Here is a 21524-nt window from a genome sequence, read left to right as displayed (position 1 = left end):
CCTTCTACGTACCTGGCCTGCTGACCCGGAACAGAAAACGTTCTACCTGTTGGTATGCCTGTTGTATTCGGGTCAGAGGAATGGCTTGCCAGTGTGGTCTTGAATCCATCCACGATTGAATTTGATTTGCATGAACCGGTTCCAGGTTATTGAGAACGTCACTCAGTACACCATATGGGTTGTGTTTTTCTGCGTTGAGAATGGATTGTTCAAGACCTGGCACAGTGCTTCCGGTGGCAAGCATAAAACTGAGCAGTTGGTAATCCGGTGGTGACTCCTGATCGTTTTCCGGGGCGAGATGGTGAATGATCCGTAACAACTGATACAGGTTCACAAATCGTTTCGTGGCCCTGGGAGTATTGCCCAGTAGTGGTGTGAGTTGTTTTAAAAAATCGAGTTCATCGGCATGAATGCTCAGTGCTGCTACATCCAGCTCTGGAGGTGCACTGGCGGGGTTAAGGGAGTCCAGTATCTGCTGATGCGCTTCGGAGACTTTGGGAATGTTGTTGTCAGTTGATGATTGACTGCCGGGGTCCTGACGGGTGGTCAGCAAATGGCCTTCGAGCAGGCCATTAATAATGTTCTGACGGGCATGGTCATTCAGTGGTTGTACCCAGAACGGCACTTGAAAAATCTTCTCCAGATAGTCATCAGGAGTGGCTGCTGAAGTACCATTGTTTTCCGGAGCCAGGGCATCAAAATGTTTGATCAGAGCGTGGGACAGCCAGCGTGAATCGACTGCCACCACGACCACGAACAATTCAAATGCCAGCAGCAGATGCACGGCCTGTAATACCTGCACCACGTGAGTATCGGGGCAGCGGTCAAGATCGTCTATGTAGAGGATAATACGGTTAAAACCATAATCATCATGTACTTCGTTTTCTGTATTGTCTCTCGCTACCAAAGCCTGATTATGGTTTGAAATCAATGTCGCCAGCTGTTGAAAGTCCTGCTGAATCAATGCGGGAATCCCCAAGTGCTTGCGATAGTCACCGGAGCCCACCCGTTCTTGGACAAATTCATTCAGTATTTGTGTAGGAGTGACGTCCTTCAGTTTGTTCTGGATGCTGTCAATACTGTCCAACGCTAGGCTTCTTTTATGAATGGAATCATTCAGTCGCTGGCGGGTACCTTCTACTGCCTGCTCAGCAGCCGTTAGCTGGCTATCCAACTGTTGTTGTTTATCTACGACTTCCTGCTGCACCTTGGCGGAGGCCTGCTGCAGCTGTTTTAGCCGGTCTTTGATAAACAAGGTGGTTTTCGAAAACAGTGCAGTCACGGTTGCAGCTGTTGCGCCTGCGCCGCTGAGCCAGGCTGTATTCATTGACCCTGTCAGGCTGGTCAAACCCCATGCAATTGCCAGTGGGAACACTCCTGCCAGAATCAGTAGATATCGATATGACCGGTTTTGATGATGCCATAGTTCCGTCAACAAGCGTCGACCGCATTTGATCTCGTGGCGTGCCTCATCCAGTTGTTTGAAAATGTCGCTGGCCCTGGGTAGTCCGATAGCAAGCAGGTTGTTATCGAGCACTTTGGAAACAGCTTCAAGACTGTCTCGGATGACTACGTCGGAGCTGGCACTGGCTTTAAGCTGACGCAGACGTTCCATTTCTGTCTGATACGTCTGTTCCAACAGGCCCATTCGCTGTTCCAGGCTATCGAGATCCCGTTTGGCTACGCTGTATTCTGATTCCAGTTCGGCGAGCTCCATGCGTTTACTGTCCAGTTTTTGCAACCAGTAGTTACGCCGTTTTTCCACCAGATCCTCTTTCTCTCCCTTGAGCCGAAGTTGATTGAAGATATGGTCAACCAGGCTGGCCCAGAGATTTCCCTCCACGTAGTGCCAGGCATTAAATTCAATGTGAATGATGCGTTTCCAGTACGGAACGTCGGCCTGAGAACGCTGATTGATCTGATCACTGCCGGTCAATTGTTCGATACGGCTTCTGACTGCCTGCATGAAAAATGACTTGCCTGATCCCCACTCACCGAACAGGCCAACCGCCAGAGGAGGTTTCAGCCCCCTGGATGCCAGCAGATAGGCAAATGCATCCACTTCGGCCCGAATGCCAACCAGATCCTGGGTCAGATCATTCAGATTGCCGTGATCAGCCTTGTAGTTGGGAATATCAACCGGACTGGCGTGATAAGGCAGGCGGGTTTGTAGAAATTCAGCGTAGCTTTGTTTGTTTTCAGGCTGACTGAAAAATTCCTGACTCAGCTGCTGGATTTGAGATATCTCTATGCCTCGTTGGCTAAACAGTTCTGTCAGCTTTTCTGCGATGGTATTAGGATTCTGCAATAACGCGATCAGTAACGATGACGGTTCAAGTGCTTGGGAATATTTGTTCTGTGCCGCTATTTCATAAGCCAGTTTGAGGAAATCGTCCGCTTCTGAATCAAAGCCGGGGGACGTGTCCGCAGGGATAGATTGCAATTGCCGCTCCAGCTCCTGCAGGGTGGGAATCAAATAGTCATCCGGTAATATCTGACCGGGTGTCAGATGGAAATGGGTCAGTAATGTCGTAGCGGTTGGATCGGTAGGAGACTCTAACAGCATGCCAACTACCACATCACTGAGGTTGACCAAAACCGATGTTTCATTGTGTCTGGCTGCCCGAAACTGGGCCAGGGCGGTCGCCCACCAGAATACGTTTTGTGATGATTGTGACAGCTGTTCAGGGTTAATCATGTGAGAGCCTGCTTGTGTCCGGATATTGTGATCTGGATGGAGCGAACTCTACGGCGTTATGATTTTTTATTTAACCAGGTAAAGCTATTGACCTGGTTATTGAAATGCCGACTGCAGAGGGCTGTCAATATAGAGCAAAAGCTGGCGGGCTGACAGGATGAATCGTGCTCAGGCCCGCATGTCCTGCTCTGCAGTTGCCAGTAGCTGGATTGGGTCATCACCATGGACCGGTGTTCTGGCCATGCCCAACCGGGGCGTCAAAGACAGTTCTGTCTCATGAACGGTGAGCGGTTCTGATAACTGCTGTTTGATCTGCTCTGCGAGAGACAGGATGTCTGCAGGATCAGATATTTTTCGGATCAGTAAGCCGAACTGATCACCAGAAACCCGAATGGGCAGTTGCTCTTGACCAACTAATCCGGTGATTCTGTTGCCGGTTTCTGCCACTATCAAATCTACAACCATTGAGCCTAGTTGTTTGCTGATCTCGGCAAAATTCTCATATTCGAACATCAGCACAGCAACAATCTCATCCTGTTGGCGGGTAGCTAGCGCGTCTTTCAACCAGTTTTGTCCCATCAGGATATTACCAAGACTGGTCAGCGGATCGATGAACTGCCACTTATCCTGCAGTTCCCGCAAGGTCTTCAGGTGAGTGATGTCACTGACAGTGGCAGCGGTACCGGAAACCTTACCATTAGCATTCAGTATAGGGGTGGAGCGAATGACAAACCGGTGCTGGTTGCCGGTTTCGATTTCGATACTTTCTGTTTCTGCGGATGCAATTACCCTCGCATCAACCTGATTGAGATGATGCAGGAAGTCAGAATCGACCACCGAAGAATCCCTGTTAACCAGTGCTGTGGGGGTAGCATTTAATAATTTGCCGAGATGTTCATTGGCAAAAATGAATTCATTATCGAGGTTTTTCAGCCAGGCGCCTTCAGAGGTTTCATTGAGCAGCCGGATCAGCCCCTGCTGGTCATTTTTAATCTTTTTGGAGGCACTCAGAATGGTGTTGGTCTTATTCAGTAACTGCTGCAGCTGTGCGGATATCTGGTTAGAAATATCGAGCCGTACCATGGCGATCAGCTTGAAACACGCCGTCAGCAGAATAATTGCGATGCCGATGCAGAGAAAGCCGAGTATCTGCATATGCGCCAGTTTCTGGGCACTGGTGATCCAACTGATCCCCTGGGTGAGCAGAATCCCGGCGACCAGACCAAGGCCGGAAAGGGCGAACAACTGATTATTAAGCTTTTTTTGCATTACTACATCGCTTTGTAAAAGGTGATAGCAGCGGGAGGAGACCTCCCGCAATGGGATCGGTTAGGTTTTGATCCGTTTATATTTAACGCGTTTCGGACCCTGGTCGCCAACCCGTTTTTTGTGCTCTTCTTCATACTCGCTGTAGTTGCCTTCAAAGAATACCGTATTGGAATCGCCTTCGAAGGCCAGAATGTGAGTGGCAACACGGTCGAGGAACCAGCGATCGTGGGATATGACAATCGCACTGCCTGGGAATACCAATAACGCCTCTTCCAACGCCCGCAGCGTTTCCACATCGAGATCGTTGGTTGGTTCGTCGAGCAACAACACGTTGCCGCCTTCTTTCAGCAGTTTGGCTAGAAACAGGCGATTACGTTCACCACCGGACAGATGTTTGACATATTTTTGCTGGTCAGAGCCCTTGAAGTTAAAGCGCCCAAGGTAGGCCCGGGCCGGAATTTCATATCCACCGACCTGAATCAGATCCCGGCCTTCAGAGACTTCTTCAAAGACCGTGTTGCTGTCATCCAGCTCGCGCATTTGGCCGACGTAGGCCGTTTTGACTGTGTCGCCGATACGAATTGCACCGCTGTCAGGCTGTTCCTGTTGAGTTAACAGTTTGAAGAGTGTTGATTTACCGGCACCATTACCACCAATGACACCAACAATGGCACCTGGCGGAACGGTAAAAGACAGATCATCGTAGAGTACTTTTTCTTCAAAGGACTTGGCGACATGCTCGACTTCGAAGACCACATCCCCTAAACGAGGCCCCGGTGGAATATAGATTTCATTGGTTTCACTGCGGGCTTGGGTCTCACGACTGTTCAGTGTTTCGAACTGCTTTAACCGGGCTTTGGATTTGGCCTGGCGCCCTCTGGCATTTTGACGCACCCATTCCAATTCTGATTTAACGGTTTTTTCATGAGCTGCCTGTTGTTTGGCTTCCTGCTCCAGTCGTTTTTCTTTAGCTTCGAGCCAGCCGGAATAATTGCCTTCATAAGGAATACCGTGACCACGGTCCAGTTCCAGAATCCAGCCGGCAACATTGTCCAGGAAATAACGGTCGTGGGTAATTGCCACCACAGTACCGGGAAATTCATGCAGAAAACGTTCAAGCCAGCCAACTGATTCGGCGTCCAGATGGTTGGTGGGCTCGTCGAGTAGCAACATATCCGGAGAGCTCAGTAATAACCGGCACAGTGCCACACGGCGACGCTCACCACCTGAGAGATATTTGACTTTGGCGTCCCAAGGTGGAAGGCGCAATGCATCGGCGGCGATTTCCAGTTTATGTTCCATATTGTGTGCGTCTGCGGCCTGAATAATATTTTCCAGTCGCGCCTGTTCGGCCGCCAGTGCATCAAAATCTGCATTAGGGTCGGCATAGGCAGCATAGACTTCATCCAGTTTGGTCTTGGCCTCATTGATTTCACCAAGTGCCTCTTCGACGATTTCACGAACGTTTTTTTCTTCGTCCAGTTGTGGCTCCTGAGGAAGGTAACCCACCTTGATACCCGGCTGAGGTCTGGCTTCCCCCTGTATCTCGGTATCAATACCGGCCATGATTCTGAGTAGTGTTGATTTACCCGCACCATTCAGACCCAGCACTCCGATCTTGGCACCTGGGAAAAATGACAGGGAAATATCTTTCAGGATTTCGCGTTTGGGCGGGACGATCTTACCGACCCTGTTCATGGTATAAACGTATTGAGCCACGTGGCTTATGACCTCTTGGTATTCTAAAGGCTGACAAGGTTAGTCAAAACAGCGGCTAAACCCAAGGTCTTCGGGCAAAATATCTTCATAGCAGCGACAATGTTTTTTCATGTGAGTTTTGTTTGTGCTTTTAGTTAGAATAGCAGCCGGCTTGAGACTGGTTGGTACTCGTGGTCGCCATGGCCGGGCAAGGTGGCGAACCTGGCGGGTGTGGAAGATGAGTGACAAACCTCGTATGGCATTGATGTTTTTTTGCCTCAGGCTACAAAGAAAGAATAAAAAAAACCTGTAATCCAATTTGATCAATAACACCAGGAGAAGCTGATGTTTGAGAAATCCATGAAAATCCAGGGCTATGATGACGAGTTGTACGCGGCAATGACTGCTGAAGCTCAACGCCAGGAAGAGCACATTGAGCTGATTGCCTCAGAAAACTATACCAGCCCCAGAGTCATGGAAGCCCAAGGTTCTGTGTTAACCAACAAGTATGCTGAAGGCTATCCTGGTAAACGTTATTACGGTGGTTGTGAGCACGTTGATGTGGTGGAACAGCTGGCTATCGATCGCGCAAAAGCATTGTTTGGTGCGGAGTATGCCAACGTGCAGCCGCATTCCGGCTCACAGGCTAACGCTGCCGTCTATATGGCGTTGTGCAAACCGGGCGATACCGTTTTGGGTATGAGTCTGGCGCACGGTGGTCATTTGACCCATGGTGCCCCTGTGTCGTTTTCCGGTCGTATCTACAATTCCGTGCAGTATGGTTTGAACCCTGAAACTGGCGAGATTGATTATGAGCAGGTTGAACAGCTGGCGGAAGAACACAAGCCCACTATGATTGTGGCAGGTTTTTCGGCTTATTCCCGTATCGTTGATTGGCAGCGGTTCAGAGACATTGCTGATAAAGTGGGTGCTTATCTGTTTGTTGATATGGCTCATATCGCAGGATTGGTGGCAGCCGGAAATTATCCGACTCCGGTGGGCATTGCCGATGTCGTGACGACGACTACGCATAAGACTCTGGGTGGGCCTCGCGGTGGTCTGATTCTGGCCAATAATGATGAAGAGCTGAATAAAAAACTGAACTTTGCGGTATTCCCGGAAAGTCAGGGCGGCCCTCTGATGCATGTCATCGCCGGTAAGGCGGTCTGCTTTAAGGAAGCCATGAGTGAAGAATTTAAAGCTTATCAGCAGCAAGTAGTGGCAAATGCCCGTGCGATGGTTGGCGTATTTCAGGAGCGTGGTATTAAAATCGTTTCCAATGGCACTGATGATCACTTGTTTCTGGTTGATCTGATTGGTAAGGAATATACCGGTAAAGATGCGGACGCAGCACTGGGTCAGGCTAATATAACGGTCAACAAAAACGCTGTTCCCAACGATCCCCGCTCTCCGTTTGTAACTTCTGGTCTCAGAATTGGTACGCCTGCAATTACCCGCAGAGGTTTCAAAGAGGAAGAGTCTGGAAAGCTGGCCGGCTGGATATGTGATATTCTGGACGGCCTGGAAGCTGGCGATGCCAGCGCCGTTATTGCGGAAGTGAAACAGAAAGTATTGGAGATCTGTACCAGATTGCCTGTGTATAAATAATTTCCAGTAACCTGTAGTTCAGGGGGGTGTTGCTTGCAACGCCCCCTTTTTTATCGGCCTGTTAAATTGCAGGCCATTCGGTCTGTGCGGCAGTTATGACGACTGGCCGTAATAGTTGTTTTATGAGTGAAGATAAATGTTGCAGTCCAGGAATGTATTTGCATCGCTGACATTGATATTTGCGATGGCGATATGGGGTAGCTCTTTTGTTGCGTTTAAGTTTGTGTTGGAAGGATTTTCCCCACTACAGGCGGTAGCGTTTCGAATGCTGACAGCGTCACTGGTGTTTTCGCTGTTTTTGCCATTGATTCTGCAGCAGCAGATAGAGCGCAAAGATATCAAGTTTTTGATACTGATGTCCCTGGCTGAGCCATGCATCTATTTTATGTTCGAAGCCTGGGCTTTGAAACTGACGACAGCTTCTGAAGCCGGTGTTGTAACTGCCATGTTGCCGCTGATCGTCGCTGTGCTGGCGGGGTGGATTCTCGGGGAACAGGTACGGAAAAATCATCTGGCGGGAATATTACTGACTGTGCCCGGGGTGATCTGGCTGACCTTTTCCGGTAGTCCCTCTGATCAGGCCAGCAATCCCATGCTGGGTAATTTTCTTGAGTTTATTGCTATGGTCAGTGCAGCATTTTACACCATTATTCTAAAGTCACTTTCCGCACGCTATTCGTCATTATTTTTGACGGCTTTTCAGAGCGTGATAGGGCTGCTGTTTTTCATGCCCATCATGCTTCTGGTCGATGGTTTGCCGGATTTCGCGTTATGGCCAGCCAATCTCGGAGTGCTTTATCTTGGTGTGGTGGTTACGCTGGGGGGATACGGCATCTATAATTTCAGCGTTCGTTTTTTGCCTGCGACACAGGTGGTGATGTTTTCCAATCTTATTCCGGTATTTACATTGCTATTTGCGTTCCTGATCCTGGATGAACACATTCGGTTGTCACAATGGTATGCAGTTGCTTTGATTATCGGAGGAGTGGTTGTTAGCCAGATATCCTTTCGGCCAACCAAAGCCATTGAATTCGATTCGGTCGATATCAGTTCTTGAAGCGAATCAGATTGGAGAGTTTTGCGTTTGGTTTGCGGGCCTTGCGCAGCAGCAGTGCGACGTTTCCTATCGTAAAAACAAGAGTGGCGCGGGTGGCTGTGCAAATCTGCTTAATGACTTCAGCTCTCAAATCGCGATCACCTACAGATACTTTAACCTTAATGAGTTCATGGTCTTCAAGGGCTCTGTCGATTTCTGCGAGTACAGTGTCTGTTAATCCGTTACCTGCTACCGTGACAACTGGGTTTAGATGGTGACTAATACCACGATAGAATTTTTTTTGCTCTGCTGTCAGATTCATAATGCTAAACTTAGCTTCATTCTCAAAATGGGCGCGCATTGTATAAGAGCTGAAAAATGGCTGCCAGCGCTAAATTTTTTATATAACACTATTATTTGGAAGTAGTTAACTAAGTGGCAAGATCAAAAAGTTCAGGGCGATGGCTGAAAGAACACTTCGATGATGTATATGTTCAGCGCTCCAAGCAGGATGGTTATCGCTCCAGGGCCAGTTATAAATTACTGGAAATTAATGAGAAAGGTCAGTTTATAAAACCGGGAATGACGGTTATCGATCTGGGTTCAGCTCCTGGTGGCTGGTCACAGGTTGCTGCCAGACTGGTCGGAGATCATGGTACGGTAATCGCTTCTGATATTTTGCCGATGGATGCAATTGCCGGAGTCGACTTTATTCAAGGCGACTTTACTGAACAGGAAGTATTTGATCAGATTATGGAATTATTGGATGCTCAGCTTGCTGATCTTGTAATCTCTGATATGGCCCCCAATATGAGCGGTATGTCAGCGGTTGATCAGCCGAAAGCCATGTATCTGGTAGAGCTTGCCCTGGATATGGCGCTGCAGACCCTCAGACCGGGAGGCGCGTTTATTGCGAAGGTGTTCCAGGGTGAAGGGTTTGATGCTTATTTACGCAGTGTGCGAGATAACTTCAGAAAGGTTTCCACCCGCAAACCCAGTTCTTCTCGATCCCGGTCAAGAGAGGTTTATCTGGTGGCAGAAGATTATAATGGCCTGTCTGGATCCTAACGGTTCAGTGCGGCAGGATAAATGACCGAGAAGGTGAAAATTGAACGATATGGCTAAAAATTTGATTTTATGGATCGTTATAGCGGCGGTTTTATTAACGATCTTCCAAAACTTCCCCGCAACAGGAAGCTCAGACAGTATTACTTATTCTGAATTCATCACCGAGGTTGAGCGTGACCGGGTCAAAAAAGTCACGATTGCACCTTTGCAAATCACCGGTGAGCGTCGTGATGGCTCAAGATTTAAGACTGATCGTCCTTATGGCATCGATGACAGCCAGTTGTTCGAAGAGTTGCGATCTCAGAATGTAGTGATTGAAGGGAAGGCGCCAGAGCAACAAAGTGTCTGGACTCAGCTGTTGATAGCATCCTTTCCGATACTGATCATTATTGCTGTATTTATGTTTTTCATGCGCCAGATGCAGGGCGGTGGGGGCGGTGGAAAAGGCCCTATGAGTTTTGGGAAGAGCAAGGCCCGACTGCTGAGTGAAGATCAGATTAAAAGCACATTTGCTGATGTCGCTGGTGTTGATGAAGCCAAAGAAGATGTTAAAGAGTTGGTGGATTTTCTGCGTGATCCAGGCAAGTACCAGCGTCTCGGCGGTAAAATTCCCCGGGGTGTGCTGATGGTCGGCCCTCCGGGAACCGGTAAAACTTTGCTGGCCAAAGCCATAGCCGGTGAAGCAAAAGTACCATTTTTCTCTATCTCTGGTTCAGACTTCGTTGAAATGTTTGTCGGTGTAGGTGCCTCCCGTGTTCGTGATATGTTTGATCAGGCCAAGAAACAAGCGCCTTGTATCATTTTTATCGATGAAATTGATGCGGTCGGACGTTCCCGGGGTGTTGGTATCGGTGGTGGCAACGATGAGCGCGAACAGACGTTGAACCAGTTGCTGGTCGAAATGGATGGTTTTGAAGTCAACGATGGCATCATCGTTATCGCAGCTACCAACCGACCGGATGTATTGGACCCTGCGTTGCAGCGGCCTGGTCGTTTTGACCGTCAGGTGGTGGTTTCGCTGCCGGATATCCGTGGTCGTGAACAGATTCTTAAAGTCCATATGCGTAAAGTCCCTTGTGGTGATGATGTCGATGCCAAGGTTATAGCCCGTGGTACTCCCGGCTTTTCCGGTGCGGATCTCGCTAACCTGGTGAATGAAGCTGCACTGTTTTCTGCCCGTCTGAACAAGCGCATTGTCAGTATGGAAGAGTTCGATCGCGCTAAAGACAAGATCATGATGGGTGCTGAGCGCAAAACCATGGTGATGAGTGAGAAAGACAAGGAAATGACGGCTTATCATGAAGCAGGTCATGCAATCGTCGGTCGTCTGATGCCTGAACATGATCCCGTTTATAAAGTAACCATTATTCCCCGCGGCCGAGCGTTGGGGGTGACTATGTATCTGCCAGAAGAAGACAAAGTCTCTTATAGCAAGCGCTATATTGAAGGCAGAATTGCTTCCGCCTATGGTGGCCGGATTGCAGAAGAGTTGATTTATGGTACTGACAGTGTCTCGACCGGAGCTTCAAATGATATTCAGCAGGCCACCGGCATGGCTCGTAGCATGGTAACCAAGTGGGGGCTGTCCGAATTGGGTCCGATTCAGTATGAGGAAGAGGAACAGGGTTATCTGGGTAGTCAGACCCGTTCTACTCATATTTCCAATACAACGGCCAGAGAAGTAGATGAGCAGATTAAGAAAATCATTAACAGATCGTACTCTTTGGCTACAGATATATTGAATAAGCATCGCGACAAGCTTGAGCTGATGAAAGACGCGCTGATGGAATATGAGACTATCGATTCCAAGCAGATCGATGACATTATGGAAGGCAGAAAGCCGCGTAAGCCTGCATCTTGGGATGATAACAATGGCAGCGGTACTGCCACTTCGCAAGATACGGCAGAGGAAACGAAGCCATCTGCTGATCCGGTAGATAGTGTTGAGGGTGAGCCTGCGACGGGCAAGGAAATTCCAAAGGAAAGCTGATAAAGCAAGTCTAAGCAATGTTTCAGAAGCACTGAATGGAATCATTCGGTGCTTTTCTTTTTGTGGGGAAGGTATGTTTGTTCAAGGTAATGGCCGGCGCTTGACGTTGGATAAAGTAAGAGTCATGGGGATACTAAATATGACCCCGGATTCATTTTCTGATGGTGGCCATTTTAATGGGCTCGACAAGGCACTCTTTCATGCTGAATCCATGATTGCAGCGGGTGTTGATATTATCGATATTGGCGGTGAATCCACCCGGCCTGGAGCCGCAGAAGTCAGTGAGACGGAAGAGCTTGAGAGGGTTTTGCCGGTCATTGAAAAAATAGTAAGCCGTTTTGATATCTTTGTATCGGTGGATACCAGTCGCCCACGGGTCATGACCGCCGCCGCCGCCGCTGGTGTTCATTTGATAAATGATGTCAGAGCATTGGAGCTTCCGGGAGCCTTACAGGCCTGTTCTGAAACTGGTTTGCCGGTATGTCTGATGCATATGCGGGGTAGTCCGGCGAGTATGCAGGAAGGCCCCCGATATCAGGATCCTGTGCTGGATATCATCGAGTATTTACAGGAAAGGGTTAATGTCTGTATGCAGGCAGGAATAGGTGCTAATCGATTGCTGATTGACCCAGGTTTTGGTTTTGGCAAGACACTGGATCATAATCTCGCGTTACTGGCTCGCCTGAAAGAATTCAAATCGTTGCAACTGCCTGTATTGGTGGGGATGTCTAGAAAAACCATGATTGGTGATATTCTCAATACACCGGTTTCGGAAAGAATGGTGGGGAGTGTGGCCGCGGCAGTAATTGCAGCGATGAATGGTGCAGATATCGTTCGCGTTCACGATGTAAAAGAAAGTGTAGAGGCTATTAAGGTATTTAATGCCCAACAGCCATGGCAAAAAAATCAGGAGAAGTGAATTGACAGCTAAAACCTATTTTGGAACGGACGGTATTCGTGGTCGTGTAGGACGGTCGCCTATTACCGCTGATTTCATGCTTAAGCTGGGTTGGGCAGCTGGACGAGTGTTTTCGCGTCATGGCAAAAGTAAGATTTTGATCGGTAAGGATACCCGTATCTCCGGCTACATGTTTGAGTCTGCTCTGGAGGCCGGTTTATCGGCAGCGGGAGTGGATATTTTATTGCTGGGGCCAATGCCGACTCCTGCAATTGCTTATTTGACCAAAACATTTCGGGCAGATGCCGGTATTGTTATCAGCGCATCTCATAATCCATTTTATGATAACGGGATTAAGTTTTTTTCTGGTGAAGGCACGAAATTATCTGATGAGCTGGAGTTGGCGATTGAGGCTGAACTACAGCAGGCGATGATAACGGTCGAGTCTGACCATCTTGGTAAGGCACGTCGTGTTGATGATGCTGGAGGGCGTTATGTTGAGTATTGTAAGTCTACGGCTCCAGGATTGAGCTTAAAGGGCAAAAAAATAGTAATTGATTGTGCTCATGGTGCGACTTATGACGTGGCCCCCAAGGTTTTTTCAGAACTTGGGGCAGATATTATTGTCATAGGTAACAAGCCAAATGGTTTGAATATCAATGAAGGTGTAGGCTCAACGTCACCCAAACAGCTCAAGCAGGTTGTTCTGGAGTCCAGTGCAGATCTCGGGATTGCCTTTGATGGTGATGGAGATCGTGTATTGATGGTCGATGACCAGGGCGAGTTGGTCGATGGTGATGAGTTGCTGTATATCATTGCCCGTAACAGAAAGGAAAATAGTGGTCTCAACGGTGGAGTGGTCGGAACTTTGATGACCAATCTTGGTTTGGAACGGGCGCTGGAAAAACTCGATATCCCCCTGGTCAGGGCAAAAGTTGGGGATCGCTATGTGCTGGAGCTGTTGAGCCGTCATAATTGGGTTTTAGGGGGAGAAAATTCCGGTCACTTGGTATGTAAGGATGTGTCTACCACGGGAGACGGAATTGTTTCAGCGTTACAGGTATTGAAGGCTCTGGTGGCATATGACCAGAGTCTGTACCAGGCCAAGTCTGGTATGAGAAAGTTTCCGCAGGAAATGATCAACGTACAGTTGCCCCAAAAAATGGATATTCTGGCCCAGCCCGAAGTGATATCTGGGGTGCAGGCGGCCGAGAAAGAGCTGGGAAACAGTGGTCGGGTGCTCCTGCGCCCTTCCGGTACTGAGCCAGTTGTCAGGGTTATGGTAGAAGGAGAGGACCCTGCTCTGGTCAGAAAAGTCTGTCGTCATCTGGCTGCACAGGTCGAGAATGCGATTAAGTGATAACTTTATGAAAAATCAATCAGTTAGCATCAATAAATATTGTTTTAAATGTTGCAATCGCAGCTTGTAAGCTGCGAACAAAGTCATTAAGATTGCGCCCTCTTGAAAATAGGAGTCAGACTTATGCGTAGACCGATGGTTGCTGGCAACTGGAAAATGAATGGTGATAAAACACTTGTTAAACAATTGTTGGGCCATTTTAAGTCGAACATAAGGGCTGAGAATGCCGATGTGGTTATATTCGCACCTTATCCCTTCCTTTATCAGACAGAGGAGCTGTTGGGTGCATCGAATATTGCCTGGGGTGCACAAAACTTTTACACCGAAGCCAGCGGAGCGTTTACCGGAGAAGTATCGCTCGGGATGCTGCAGGAATTTGGGTGTAAGTATGCATTGGTTGGTCACTCTGAGCGTCGCACATTGTTCGGTGAAACCGATGAGATATGTGCAGCAAAGGTTAAAGCGGCGTTGGCGGCTGGAGTAACTCCTGTCTTGTGTGTGGGAGAGACCCTTGAGCAACGAGAATCAGGCGTTACTGAAGATGTCGTTGGTCAGCAGGTCAAAACTGTAATGGATTTGGTTGGTGCGAAGGGCATAGGTCAAAGTGTCATTGCTTATGAACCTGTCTGGGCTATAGGGACAGGAAAAACAGCAACGCCACAACAAGCTCAGGATGTGCATGCATATATTCGCCGGGTTGTTGCTGAGCAAAGTGCTGAAATCGCTGAAAAAGTACAAATTTTATATGGTGGCAGTGTTAATGCCAGTACGGCTGAAGAATTGTTCGCCATGACAGATATAGATGGTGGTCTTGTTGGTGGAGCCTCTTTGAAGGCAGATGATTTTGTCACCATATGCATGGCTGCTGAATAAGGTTTGCGGGAATTATAATGGTCTCTATAGATAACATTATTATTATTATTCATGTGTTTCTTGCTATTGGTGTCATCGGTTTTATTTTGATGCAGCGTGGCAAAGGAGCTGAAGCCGGAGCATCTTTTGGCAGTGGGGCATCACAAACGGTTTTTGGAAGCCAAGGAAGTGCAAACTTCTTAAGTCGTACGACAGCAATTCTGGCGACAGGTTTCTTTATTACCAGTTTGACATTGGCTTACTTTGCTAAACAGAAAGCAGAGGATGCGGGTAATTTTGGTTTAGTGCCGGTAGAGCAGACAGTCGACGATACGACGGTGCCTGCTGCTGAAACCATTGATACCCAAGGAACAGATCAGAATACTTCTGATATCCCCAGCGCAGACTGAGGATATTAGATACAGAATTGCCGATGTGGTGGAATTGGTAGACACGCCATCTTGAGGGGGTGGTGAGCATCGCTCATGCTAGTTCGAGTCTAGTCATCGGCACCATATATAAGTTCGTGTTCGGTTGTAATCAGGCGATACGAGCATTATAATCCGCGCCCGTTTAGGGCGCATGTTGCGGGGTGGAGCAGCCTGGTAGCTCGTCGGGCTCATAACCCGAAGGTCGTTGGTTCAAATCCAGCCCCCGCTACCATTTTTGTTGTTCCGTTCGACGAATTTTTCTACCTAAAAAAAGCAGAGTAGAAATGTCCTGGTAAGGGCATTGGTTTTTCATACTTGGATTTTAGGTACTTGTTTATGCAAATCAGGTTGCATGATAAATACATTGTGCAGCTTTAATTTGTGGGCACATGATGCCCATTTTTTGTTTTTGGAATACATACTTTGAGTGTAAAACAGCAGGTTTTAGAACAGCTGACCCGCCCGGTTGTAGAAGGGCTGGGGTTTATATTCTGGGGACTTGAATATATTCCTCAGGGTAACCGATCGCTATTGCGCATATATATAGATCATGAAGAAGGGATTGATGTGGAGGACTGTGCCACGGTCAGTCGTCAGATCAGCAGTGTCTTGGATGTAGAAGACCCTATTCAGAGCAACTATACACTGGAGGTTTCTTCTCCAGGTATGGACAGGGTTTTGTTTACCTTGGAACAGTTTGCTGTTTACAAAGGTCATGAAATAGAAATCCGGCTCAGCAGGCCCTTTGAAGGTAGAAAAAAATTTAAAGGCTTATTAAACGGGGTGGAAGATTCTGATGTTCTTTTGGTAATCGAGGAAGAAGAGTACGTATTACCGTTCGAACAAATAGAAAAAGCACGGATTATTCCACGGTTTGATCAGATTGACGGTTAGTAGGGGCGAGGACGATGAATAAAGAAATGCTTCTGGTTGTAGAGGCGGTCTCTAATGAAAAAGGCGTTGCTAAAGATGTCATTTTTGAGGCTATTGAGATGGCTCTCGCAGCAGCCGCAAAGAAACGCTACGATGATGAAGGAGAGGTTGATATTCATGTCGTAATTGATCGGACAACTGGCGATTATGAAACCTTCAGACGCTGGCTGGTCGTCAGTAATGAGGTTGTGCCGGGTCTGGGATATGAATTGAACATGGAAGAAGCCGCAGAAATAGATCCCACCTTACAGCCTGGTGATGTATACGAAATCAAAGTGGAAAATGAAGGTTTCGGAAGGATCAGTGCCCAGGCCGCCAAACAGATAATCGTTCAAAAAGTTCGTGAAGCTGAGCGGGCCAAAATCGTTGAACAATATCGGGAAAAACTGGGTGAAATGGTTTCCGGAACGGTTAAAAAGGTTACCAGAGACAGTTTGATTATTGATCTTGGAAGTAATGCAGAAGCGATATTGCCAAGAGACCAGCTAATTGCCCGGGAAATTTTCCGGATCAGCGATAGAGTGCGTGCTGTTTTACATGAAATAAGAACAGAAGGTCGTGGACCTCAGCTGGTGTTAAGTCGAAGCAGTTCGCAAATGCTGGTGGAGTTGTTCAGAATTGAAGTGCCAGAAATTCAAGAGGAAGTGATTGAGATTCGTGCCTGTGCACGGGATCCAGGCTCACGCGCCAAAATAGCAGTTAAAACTAATGATGGACGTATTGATCCGGTTGGTGCTTGTGTTGGTATGCGTGGTTCCAGAGTTCAGGCGGTATCAAATGAACTTGGTAATGAGAGAGTCGATATTGTCCTGTGGGATGATAATCCTGCTCAGCTGGTGATAAATGCAATGGCTCCGGCGGATGTAGCTTCAATCGTCATCGATGAAGAAACTCATACCATGGATGTAGCTGTAGCTGAAGAAAACCTCGCTATGGCAATTGGCCGGGGAGGACAGAATGTTCGTCTGGCAACCGAACTGACAGGTTGGGAAATTAACGTGATGACCGAAAATGAAGCTGGAGCCAAACAGCAGGCTGAAGCCGGTCAGATCGTATCAGATTTTGTTGACTCATTGGATGTTGACGAAGAAGTGGCACAGGTATTGGTCAGTGAAGGTTTTACTTCGCTGGAGGAAATTGCCTATGTACCACTTGAAGAGATGCTGGATATCGAAGGGTTTGATGAAGATATCGTGGCAGAATTAAGACAGCGGGCAAGAGATGCGTTATTAACCAAAGAGTTGGCAACTGAAGAGCAACTGGAAGGTTCTGAGCCCGCTGATGACCTTCTTAACATGGATGGTATGGATAAACACTTGGCTTATACATTGGCCAGTAAAGGCATTATTTCCATGGAAGATCTTGCCGAACAGGGCATAGATGACTTGCTTGAAATTGAAGGTATGAGTGAAGAGCGCGCTGGTCAACTGATCATGACTGCCCGCGCTCCCTGGTTTGAAAACGAATAAGCAGACGATTTGTTAAAGGAGGGCAGCATGGCAGAAGTGACAGTCAAAGAGCTAGCCGAAAATGTCGGTACACCAGTAGATCGTTTGCTAGGGCAGATGAAAGAAGCTGGTTTACCGCATAGTAATGAGACCGATTCAGTCAGTGATGAAGAGAAGCAGGCGTTACTGGCTTTTCTCAAAAAAAGCCACGGTGAATCATCTGGAGGTCCCAAAAAAATAACGTTAAAACGTAAAGTTACCACACAAATTAAGTCTTCCAGCCTGGGTGGCCGGGCGAAGACCGTCAATATCGAGGTCAGAAAAAAACGAACTTACGTTAAAAAAGAGACAGCTGTTCCAGTAGAAGAAGAGCAGCTTGTATCGCCTAGTAAACGGGAAGAAGAGAACGCCAAGTTAGAAGCTGCCCGTCTACGCGAGCAGGAAGAAAAGGTTAAATCAGAACAGCAGAAACAGGCTAAAACAGAAGCTGACGAAACTGCTAAAGCGACACCTTCCGTTGAAGCTGTAGATACAGAGCAGCCAGCCGAGCAGCTCACAGAAGTTGGTAATGCGGAAGAATCTGTGGCTAGTGCGGAATCAGAATCTCTAGCGAGTGAATCAACTGGTGAGACAGTTGAGGCGGCAAAAGCCGAAGTTGCTGCGGATTCTGCAGATGAGGCATCCGACTCATCCTCTGCATCGAAGAATGAGCGGAAAACCGGTAAAGAAGTCAAGAAAGAGCAGGTTAAAGAAGCGCGTTCTGCTCGAGAGGAGCGTGAAGAAACCAAGAAGCCGAGCAAGAAAACCAAAGGCGAAACGGTTGTCAAAGAAGCTGTCGTGCATCACAAGCCCGTAGAGCGTCATAAGGGTAATAAACACCAGCAGATATTGGAAATGCTTGACGACGATGGTGATTTCAGCGGCGGCCGCCGGTCCAGACGAAGAAAATCAAAACGGCGTGAACACCAATTTCAACAGCCAACACAGCCGGTTGTCAGGGATGTGTCTTTTGGTGAAAGTGTTTCTGTCAGTGATCTGGCAAATCAAATGTCAGTGAAATCGGCAGAAGTAGTAAAAGTGCTGTTCAAGATGGGGGTTGTTTCCAATCCTAATATGGTACTTGACCAGGACACGGCCATACTGGTTGTTGAAGAGATGGGTCATAAGTATACCCTGATCAATGAAAACCAATTGGAAGAAAACCTGATTTCCTTCGTTGAAGAAAATGTAGGTGAAGAATTACCAAGAGCTCCTGTGGTAACCGTTATGGGCCACGTTGACCATGGTAAGACTTCGCTGCTTGACTATATTCGGAAAACCCGAGTAGCGGCAGGCGAATCTGGTGGAATTACCCAGCATATTGGTGCTTATCACGTGGAAACCGCTAATGGTATGGTTACGTTCCTGGATACTCCTGGACACGCAGCTTTTACCGCGATGCGCGCGCGTGGTGCCCAGAGTACAGACGTGGTGATTCTGGTCGTTGCGGCTGATGATGGTGTTATGCCACAAACAGAAGAGGCGATTCAACACGCCAAGGCTGCTGGAGTACCGATTGTTGTCGCAATTAACAAAATCGATAAGGAAGCAGCTGATCCAGATCGCGTGACCAACGAGCTTTCTGCTAAAGATGTCGTGCCTGAATCCTGGGGTGGCGATACACAGTTTGTTCAGGTATCGGCGCATACTGGCCAGGGCATTGATGCTTTGCTTGATGCAGTATTGTTACAGGCGGAAGTACTCGAACTGAAGTCAATTGTGGATGCCCGGGCTCGAGGGGTTGTTGTCGAGTCCAGCCTGGATCGTGGTCGTGGTTCGGTTTCAACGGTATTGGTTCAGACCGGCACTTTGCACAAAGGTGATATTGTCCTCGCCGGCGAATGTTTCGGTAAGGTCCGTGCTTTGTTGGATGAGACCGGTGAGCAGGTTCAGAGTGCAGGTCCGTCTATTCCCGTGCAGATACTGGGTCTTGATGGTACACCTACTGCTGGTGATGATTTCATTGTGGTTGAGAGCGAGCGTAAAGCCCGCGAAGTGGCAGAGTTCCGTAAGGAAAAGGCCCGCCAGAATGAACTGGCTCACCAACAGGCAACCAAGCTTGATAACCTCTTTGCAGATATGACCGCTGGCGAAGTGGCGACTTTGAACATCGTATTGAAAGCCGATGTGCAGGGAAGTCTGGAAGCTTTGCGTTCTTCATTGCTTAAGTTGGGTAATGAAGAGGTTAAGGTCAATATTGTTTCCGGCGGAGTTGGTGCAATTACTGAATCAGATGCTAATCTGGCTGTGACAGCGAGTGCGGTTATATTTGGTTTCAATGTTCGTGCATCTGCCCAGGCTCGTGAGATTATTGAACGCCAGGGGCTGGATCTGCGTTACTACAGTGTTATTTATAACATCATTGATGATGTTAAAGCGGCACTGAGTGGTTTGTTGAGTCCGGAATTGCGCGAAGATATTGTCGGTGTTGCCGAGGTTCGGGATGTCTTTAACTCGCCTAAATTTGGCCAGATTGCCGGATGTATGGTTGTTGAAGGTATTGTTTACCGTAATAAGAAGATCCGCGTCCTACGTGATGATGTGGTGATTTATGAAGGTGAGCTTGAATCTTTGCGTCGCTTCAAAGATGACGTTCAGGAAGTGCGCAACGGTATGGAATGCGGTATCGGCGTGAAAAACTATACTGATGTTAAAGTCGGCGACAAAATCGAAGTCTTTGATATTAAGGAAATCGCCCGGACTATTGATTAACCAGGTAACTTTAGATCGTAGGTACCGGTTAGCCGGGATCTGGTAATCAAACAATTAAGGAAGCTCTCCGGTGTAAGCCTGAGAGCTTTTTGTTTCCTGGTATATAGGAAAAGAAAATGGCACAACAATTTAGCAGAACCCGTCGAATTGCTGATCAAATGCAGCGAGATTTGGCGATGTTGATTCAACAGGAAGTCAAGGACCCCAGAGTTGGTATGGTGACCATCAATAACGTGAAGGTCAGTAAGGACCTCAGTTACGCCGATGTGTATTTTACCTGCATGGCTTTGGATGATTCAGACAGCAGCAAGAAACAGAGTGAAACGGTGCTTAACGGTGCTGCCAGTTTCCTGCGTACGATGCTGGCAAAAGGATTGTCCTTGAGAGTCATTCCTCAATTGCGTTTCCATTACGATGATTTATTGGGTGAAGGGCATAAATTAAGTCGATTGATCGATGATGCCGTGCAGTCTGATCTAGATCGTCAGGGGCAAGATGAGTCGTAAGCGTAAAGGTAATCCAATACATGGCGTGGTGTTGATCAACAAGCCTTCGGGTTACAGTTCCAATGCGGTGCTGCAACAGGTCAAGCGATGCTATCAGGCACAGAAAGCCGGTCATACTGGGGCGCTTGACCCTTTGGCCACGGGCTTGTTGCCTATATGCCTTGGTGAGGCCACCAAGTTTTCGCAATTGCTGCTCGATAGTGACAAGACCTATCAGACTACAGCAGTTCTGGGTGTGAGAACAGATACTTGTGATGCTGATGGTCAGGTTGTGGAAGAGAAAGATATTCCAGCTGCTGTGACTACCGAAAAGCTGCAAAATCTCATTGCTGAGCATTTGACCGGCACGATTCAACAGGTTGCTCCGATATATTCGGCGTTAAAGGTAAATGGGCGGCCTATGTATGAGCTTGCCAGAGCAGGTATCGAAGTAGAAGCCAAAGTCAGGCCTGTTACCATATTTCGCTTTGAGGTGTTGGCAATTCATGAACGAACCATTGATCTGGAGATTCATTGCAGCAAAGGCACCTATATTCGCAGCCTGGTGGATGAACTTGGTCAGTTGTTAGGCTGCGGTGCCCATGTATCGCGCTTGCACCGAATCAAGCATGGCCTCTACCACTTGCAGCAAGCAGTTGAGTTGGCGCAATTACAGCTATTTACTCCAGAACAATTGCAGGCTCAGCTATTGCCTGTCGATAGCATGATTACTCAATGGCCCATGGTGTCGCTGACAGGGGAGCAAGTGATACGTTTCTGTCATGGCAATCCGGTGAAATATCCAGATATGCCTCAGATTCAGACTCCACAGATCCGCGTTTATGACGAGCAGGCGCAGAAAATGATAGGTGTTGGTCGGGCTGAGAATGGTTTGATCAAACCGGCACGCTTAATTAACTGGGATTAGGCGAATGTTTTCGATATAATCCGCCGCCGTCTATGTTGGACATTTCAGCATAAGACCTGTTGCCGCTGTTA

Annotated in this window: 17 protein-coding genes and 2 tRNA genes; 15 read left to right on the top strand and 4 right to left on the bottom strand. The window is 47.9% G+C overall.

Annotated elements, in window-relative coordinates; genetic code table 11:
- Positions 1-4 precede the first annotated feature (4 nt).
- From ACQY6I_RS04185 to ettA, 3 genes are all read right to left on the bottom strand, one after another.
- Positions 5-2698 (bottom strand): P-loop NTPase fold protein, encoded by a 2694-nt coding sequence (locus tag ACQY6I_RS04185; RefSeq protein WP_428240216.1) that lies wholly within the window; start codon positions 2696-2698, stop codon positions 5-7.
- Positions 2699-2866: 168 nt separating this feature from the next.
- A complete protein-coding gene (locus tag ACQY6I_RS04180; protein WP_428240215.1) occupies positions 2867-3967 on the bottom strand; it encodes a diguanylate cyclase domain-containing protein in 1101 nt (366 codons plus the stop codon).
- A gap of 60 nt (positions 3968-4027) precedes the next feature.
- Positions 4028-5686, bottom strand: a complete 1659-nt coding sequence (gene ettA, locus ACQY6I_RS04175) for an energy-dependent translational throttle protein EttA (protein WP_428240214.1) — start codon at positions 5684-5686, stop codon at positions 4028-4030.
- Between the two features lie 324 nt (positions 5687-6010).
- Between ettA and glyA the strand changes: the two genes are divergently transcribed.
- Both glyA and ACQY6I_RS04165 read left to right on the top strand, forming a co-directional pair.
- Positions 6011-7273 carry a serine hydroxymethyltransferase gene (gene glyA, locus ACQY6I_RS04170; protein WP_428240213.1) on the top strand — a complete coding sequence of 421 codons (1263 nt, stop codon included), beginning with the start codon at positions 6011-6013 and terminating at the stop codon, positions 7271-7273.
- 136 nt (positions 7274-7409) lie between these two features.
- Positions 7410-8330 carry a DMT family transporter gene (locus ACQY6I_RS04165; RefSeq protein WP_428240212.1) on the top strand — a complete coding sequence of 307 codons (921 nt, stop codon included), beginning with the start codon at positions 7410-7412 and terminating at the stop codon, positions 8328-8330.
- Here ACQY6I_RS04165 and yhbY read toward each other — a convergent pair.
- Positions 8320-8631 carry a ribosome assembly RNA-binding protein YhbY gene (gene yhbY / locus ACQY6I_RS04160; RefSeq protein ID WP_428240211.1) on the bottom strand — a complete coding sequence of 104 codons (312 nt, stop codon included), beginning with the start codon at positions 8629-8631 and terminating at the stop codon, positions 8320-8322. The genes ACQY6I_RS04165 and yhbY overlap by 11 nt on opposite strands.
- Before the next feature lie 113 nt (positions 8632-8744).
- Between yhbY and rlmE the strand changes: the two genes are divergently transcribed.
- The 13 genes from rlmE (at position 8745) to truB (ending at position 21453) form a co-directional block, all read left to right on the top strand.
- Positions 8745-9377, top strand: coding sequence for a 23S rRNA (uridine(2552)-2'-O)-methyltransferase RlmE (gene rlmE / locus ACQY6I_RS04155; protein ID WP_428240210.1), 633 nt, complete (start codon positions 8745-8747; stop codon positions 9375-9377).
- A 49-nt stretch (positions 9378-9426) separates the two neighbouring features.
- Positions 9427-11367, top strand: a complete 1941-nt coding sequence (ftsH, locus tag ACQY6I_RS04150; RefSeq protein WP_428240209.1) for an ATP-dependent zinc metalloprotease FtsH — start codon at positions 9427-9429, stop codon at positions 11365-11367.
- 73 nt (positions 11368-11440) lie between these two features.
- A complete protein-coding gene (folP, locus tag ACQY6I_RS04145; protein WP_428240208.1) occupies positions 11441-12286 on the top strand; it encodes a dihydropteroate synthase in 846 nt (281 codons plus the stop codon).
- Position 12287: 1 nt separating this feature from the next.
- Positions 12288-13625: a phosphoglucosamine mutase gene (glmM, locus tag ACQY6I_RS04140; RefSeq protein WP_428240207.1), complete on the top strand. Its 1338-nt coding sequence runs from the start codon at positions 12288-12290 to the stop codon at positions 13623-13625.
- A gap of 123 nt (positions 13626-13748) precedes the next feature.
- Positions 13749-14498, top strand: a complete 750-nt coding sequence (gene tpiA, locus ACQY6I_RS04135; protein ID WP_428240206.1) for a triose-phosphate isomerase — start codon at positions 13749-13751, stop codon at positions 14496-14498.
- Between the two features lie 17 nt (positions 14499-14515).
- Positions 14516-14887, top strand: coding sequence for a preprotein translocase subunit SecG (gene secG / locus ACQY6I_RS04130; RefSeq protein WP_428240205.1), 372 nt, complete (start codon positions 14516-14518; stop codon positions 14885-14887).
- A 19-nt stretch (positions 14888-14906) separates the two neighbouring features.
- Positions 14907-14992, top strand: a tRNA-Leu gene (locus tag ACQY6I_RS04125).
- A gap of 71 nt (positions 14993-15063) precedes the next feature.
- Positions 15064-15140: transfer RNA gene (locus ACQY6I_RS04120), tRNA-Met, on the top strand.
- 191 nt (positions 15141-15331) lie between these two features.
- On the top strand, positions 15332-15802 hold the full coding sequence (gene rimP, locus ACQY6I_RS04115; protein ID WP_428240204.1) for a ribosome maturation factor RimP: 471 nt from the start codon (positions 15332-15334) through the stop codon (positions 15800-15802).
- 14 nt (positions 15803-15816) lie between these two features.
- Positions 15817-17310: a transcription termination factor NusA gene (nusA, locus tag ACQY6I_RS04110; protein ID WP_428240203.1), complete on the top strand. Its 1494-nt coding sequence runs from the start codon at positions 15817-15819 to the stop codon at positions 17308-17310.
- A 27-nt stretch (positions 17311-17337) separates the two neighbouring features.
- Positions 17338-20040, top strand: coding sequence for a translation initiation factor IF-2 (gene infB / locus ACQY6I_RS04105; protein WP_428240202.1), 2703 nt, complete (start codon positions 17338-17340; stop codon positions 20038-20040).
- Between the two features lie 116 nt (positions 20041-20156).
- Positions 20157-20546, top strand: coding sequence for a 30S ribosome-binding factor RbfA (rbfA, locus tag ACQY6I_RS04100; protein ID WP_428240201.1), 390 nt, complete (start codon positions 20157-20159; stop codon positions 20544-20546).
- On the top strand, positions 20536-21453 hold the full coding sequence (gene truB / locus ACQY6I_RS04095; protein WP_428240200.1) for a tRNA pseudouridine(55) synthase TruB: 918 nt from the start codon (positions 20536-20538) through the stop codon (positions 21451-21453). Before rbfA ends, truB begins: the two co-directional genes overlap by 11 nt.
- The last annotated feature ends 71 nt before the right edge of the window (positions 21454-21524 follow it).

It is taken from the genome of Gynuella sp. (genome assembly GCF_050297175.1).
Classification (GTDB): domain Bacteria; phylum Pseudomonadota; class Gammaproteobacteria; order Pseudomonadales; family Natronospirillaceae; genus Gynuella.
The sequence above is the reverse complement of the archived record's forward strand: the minus strand, read 5'-3'. Positions and strand labels throughout refer to the sequence as shown.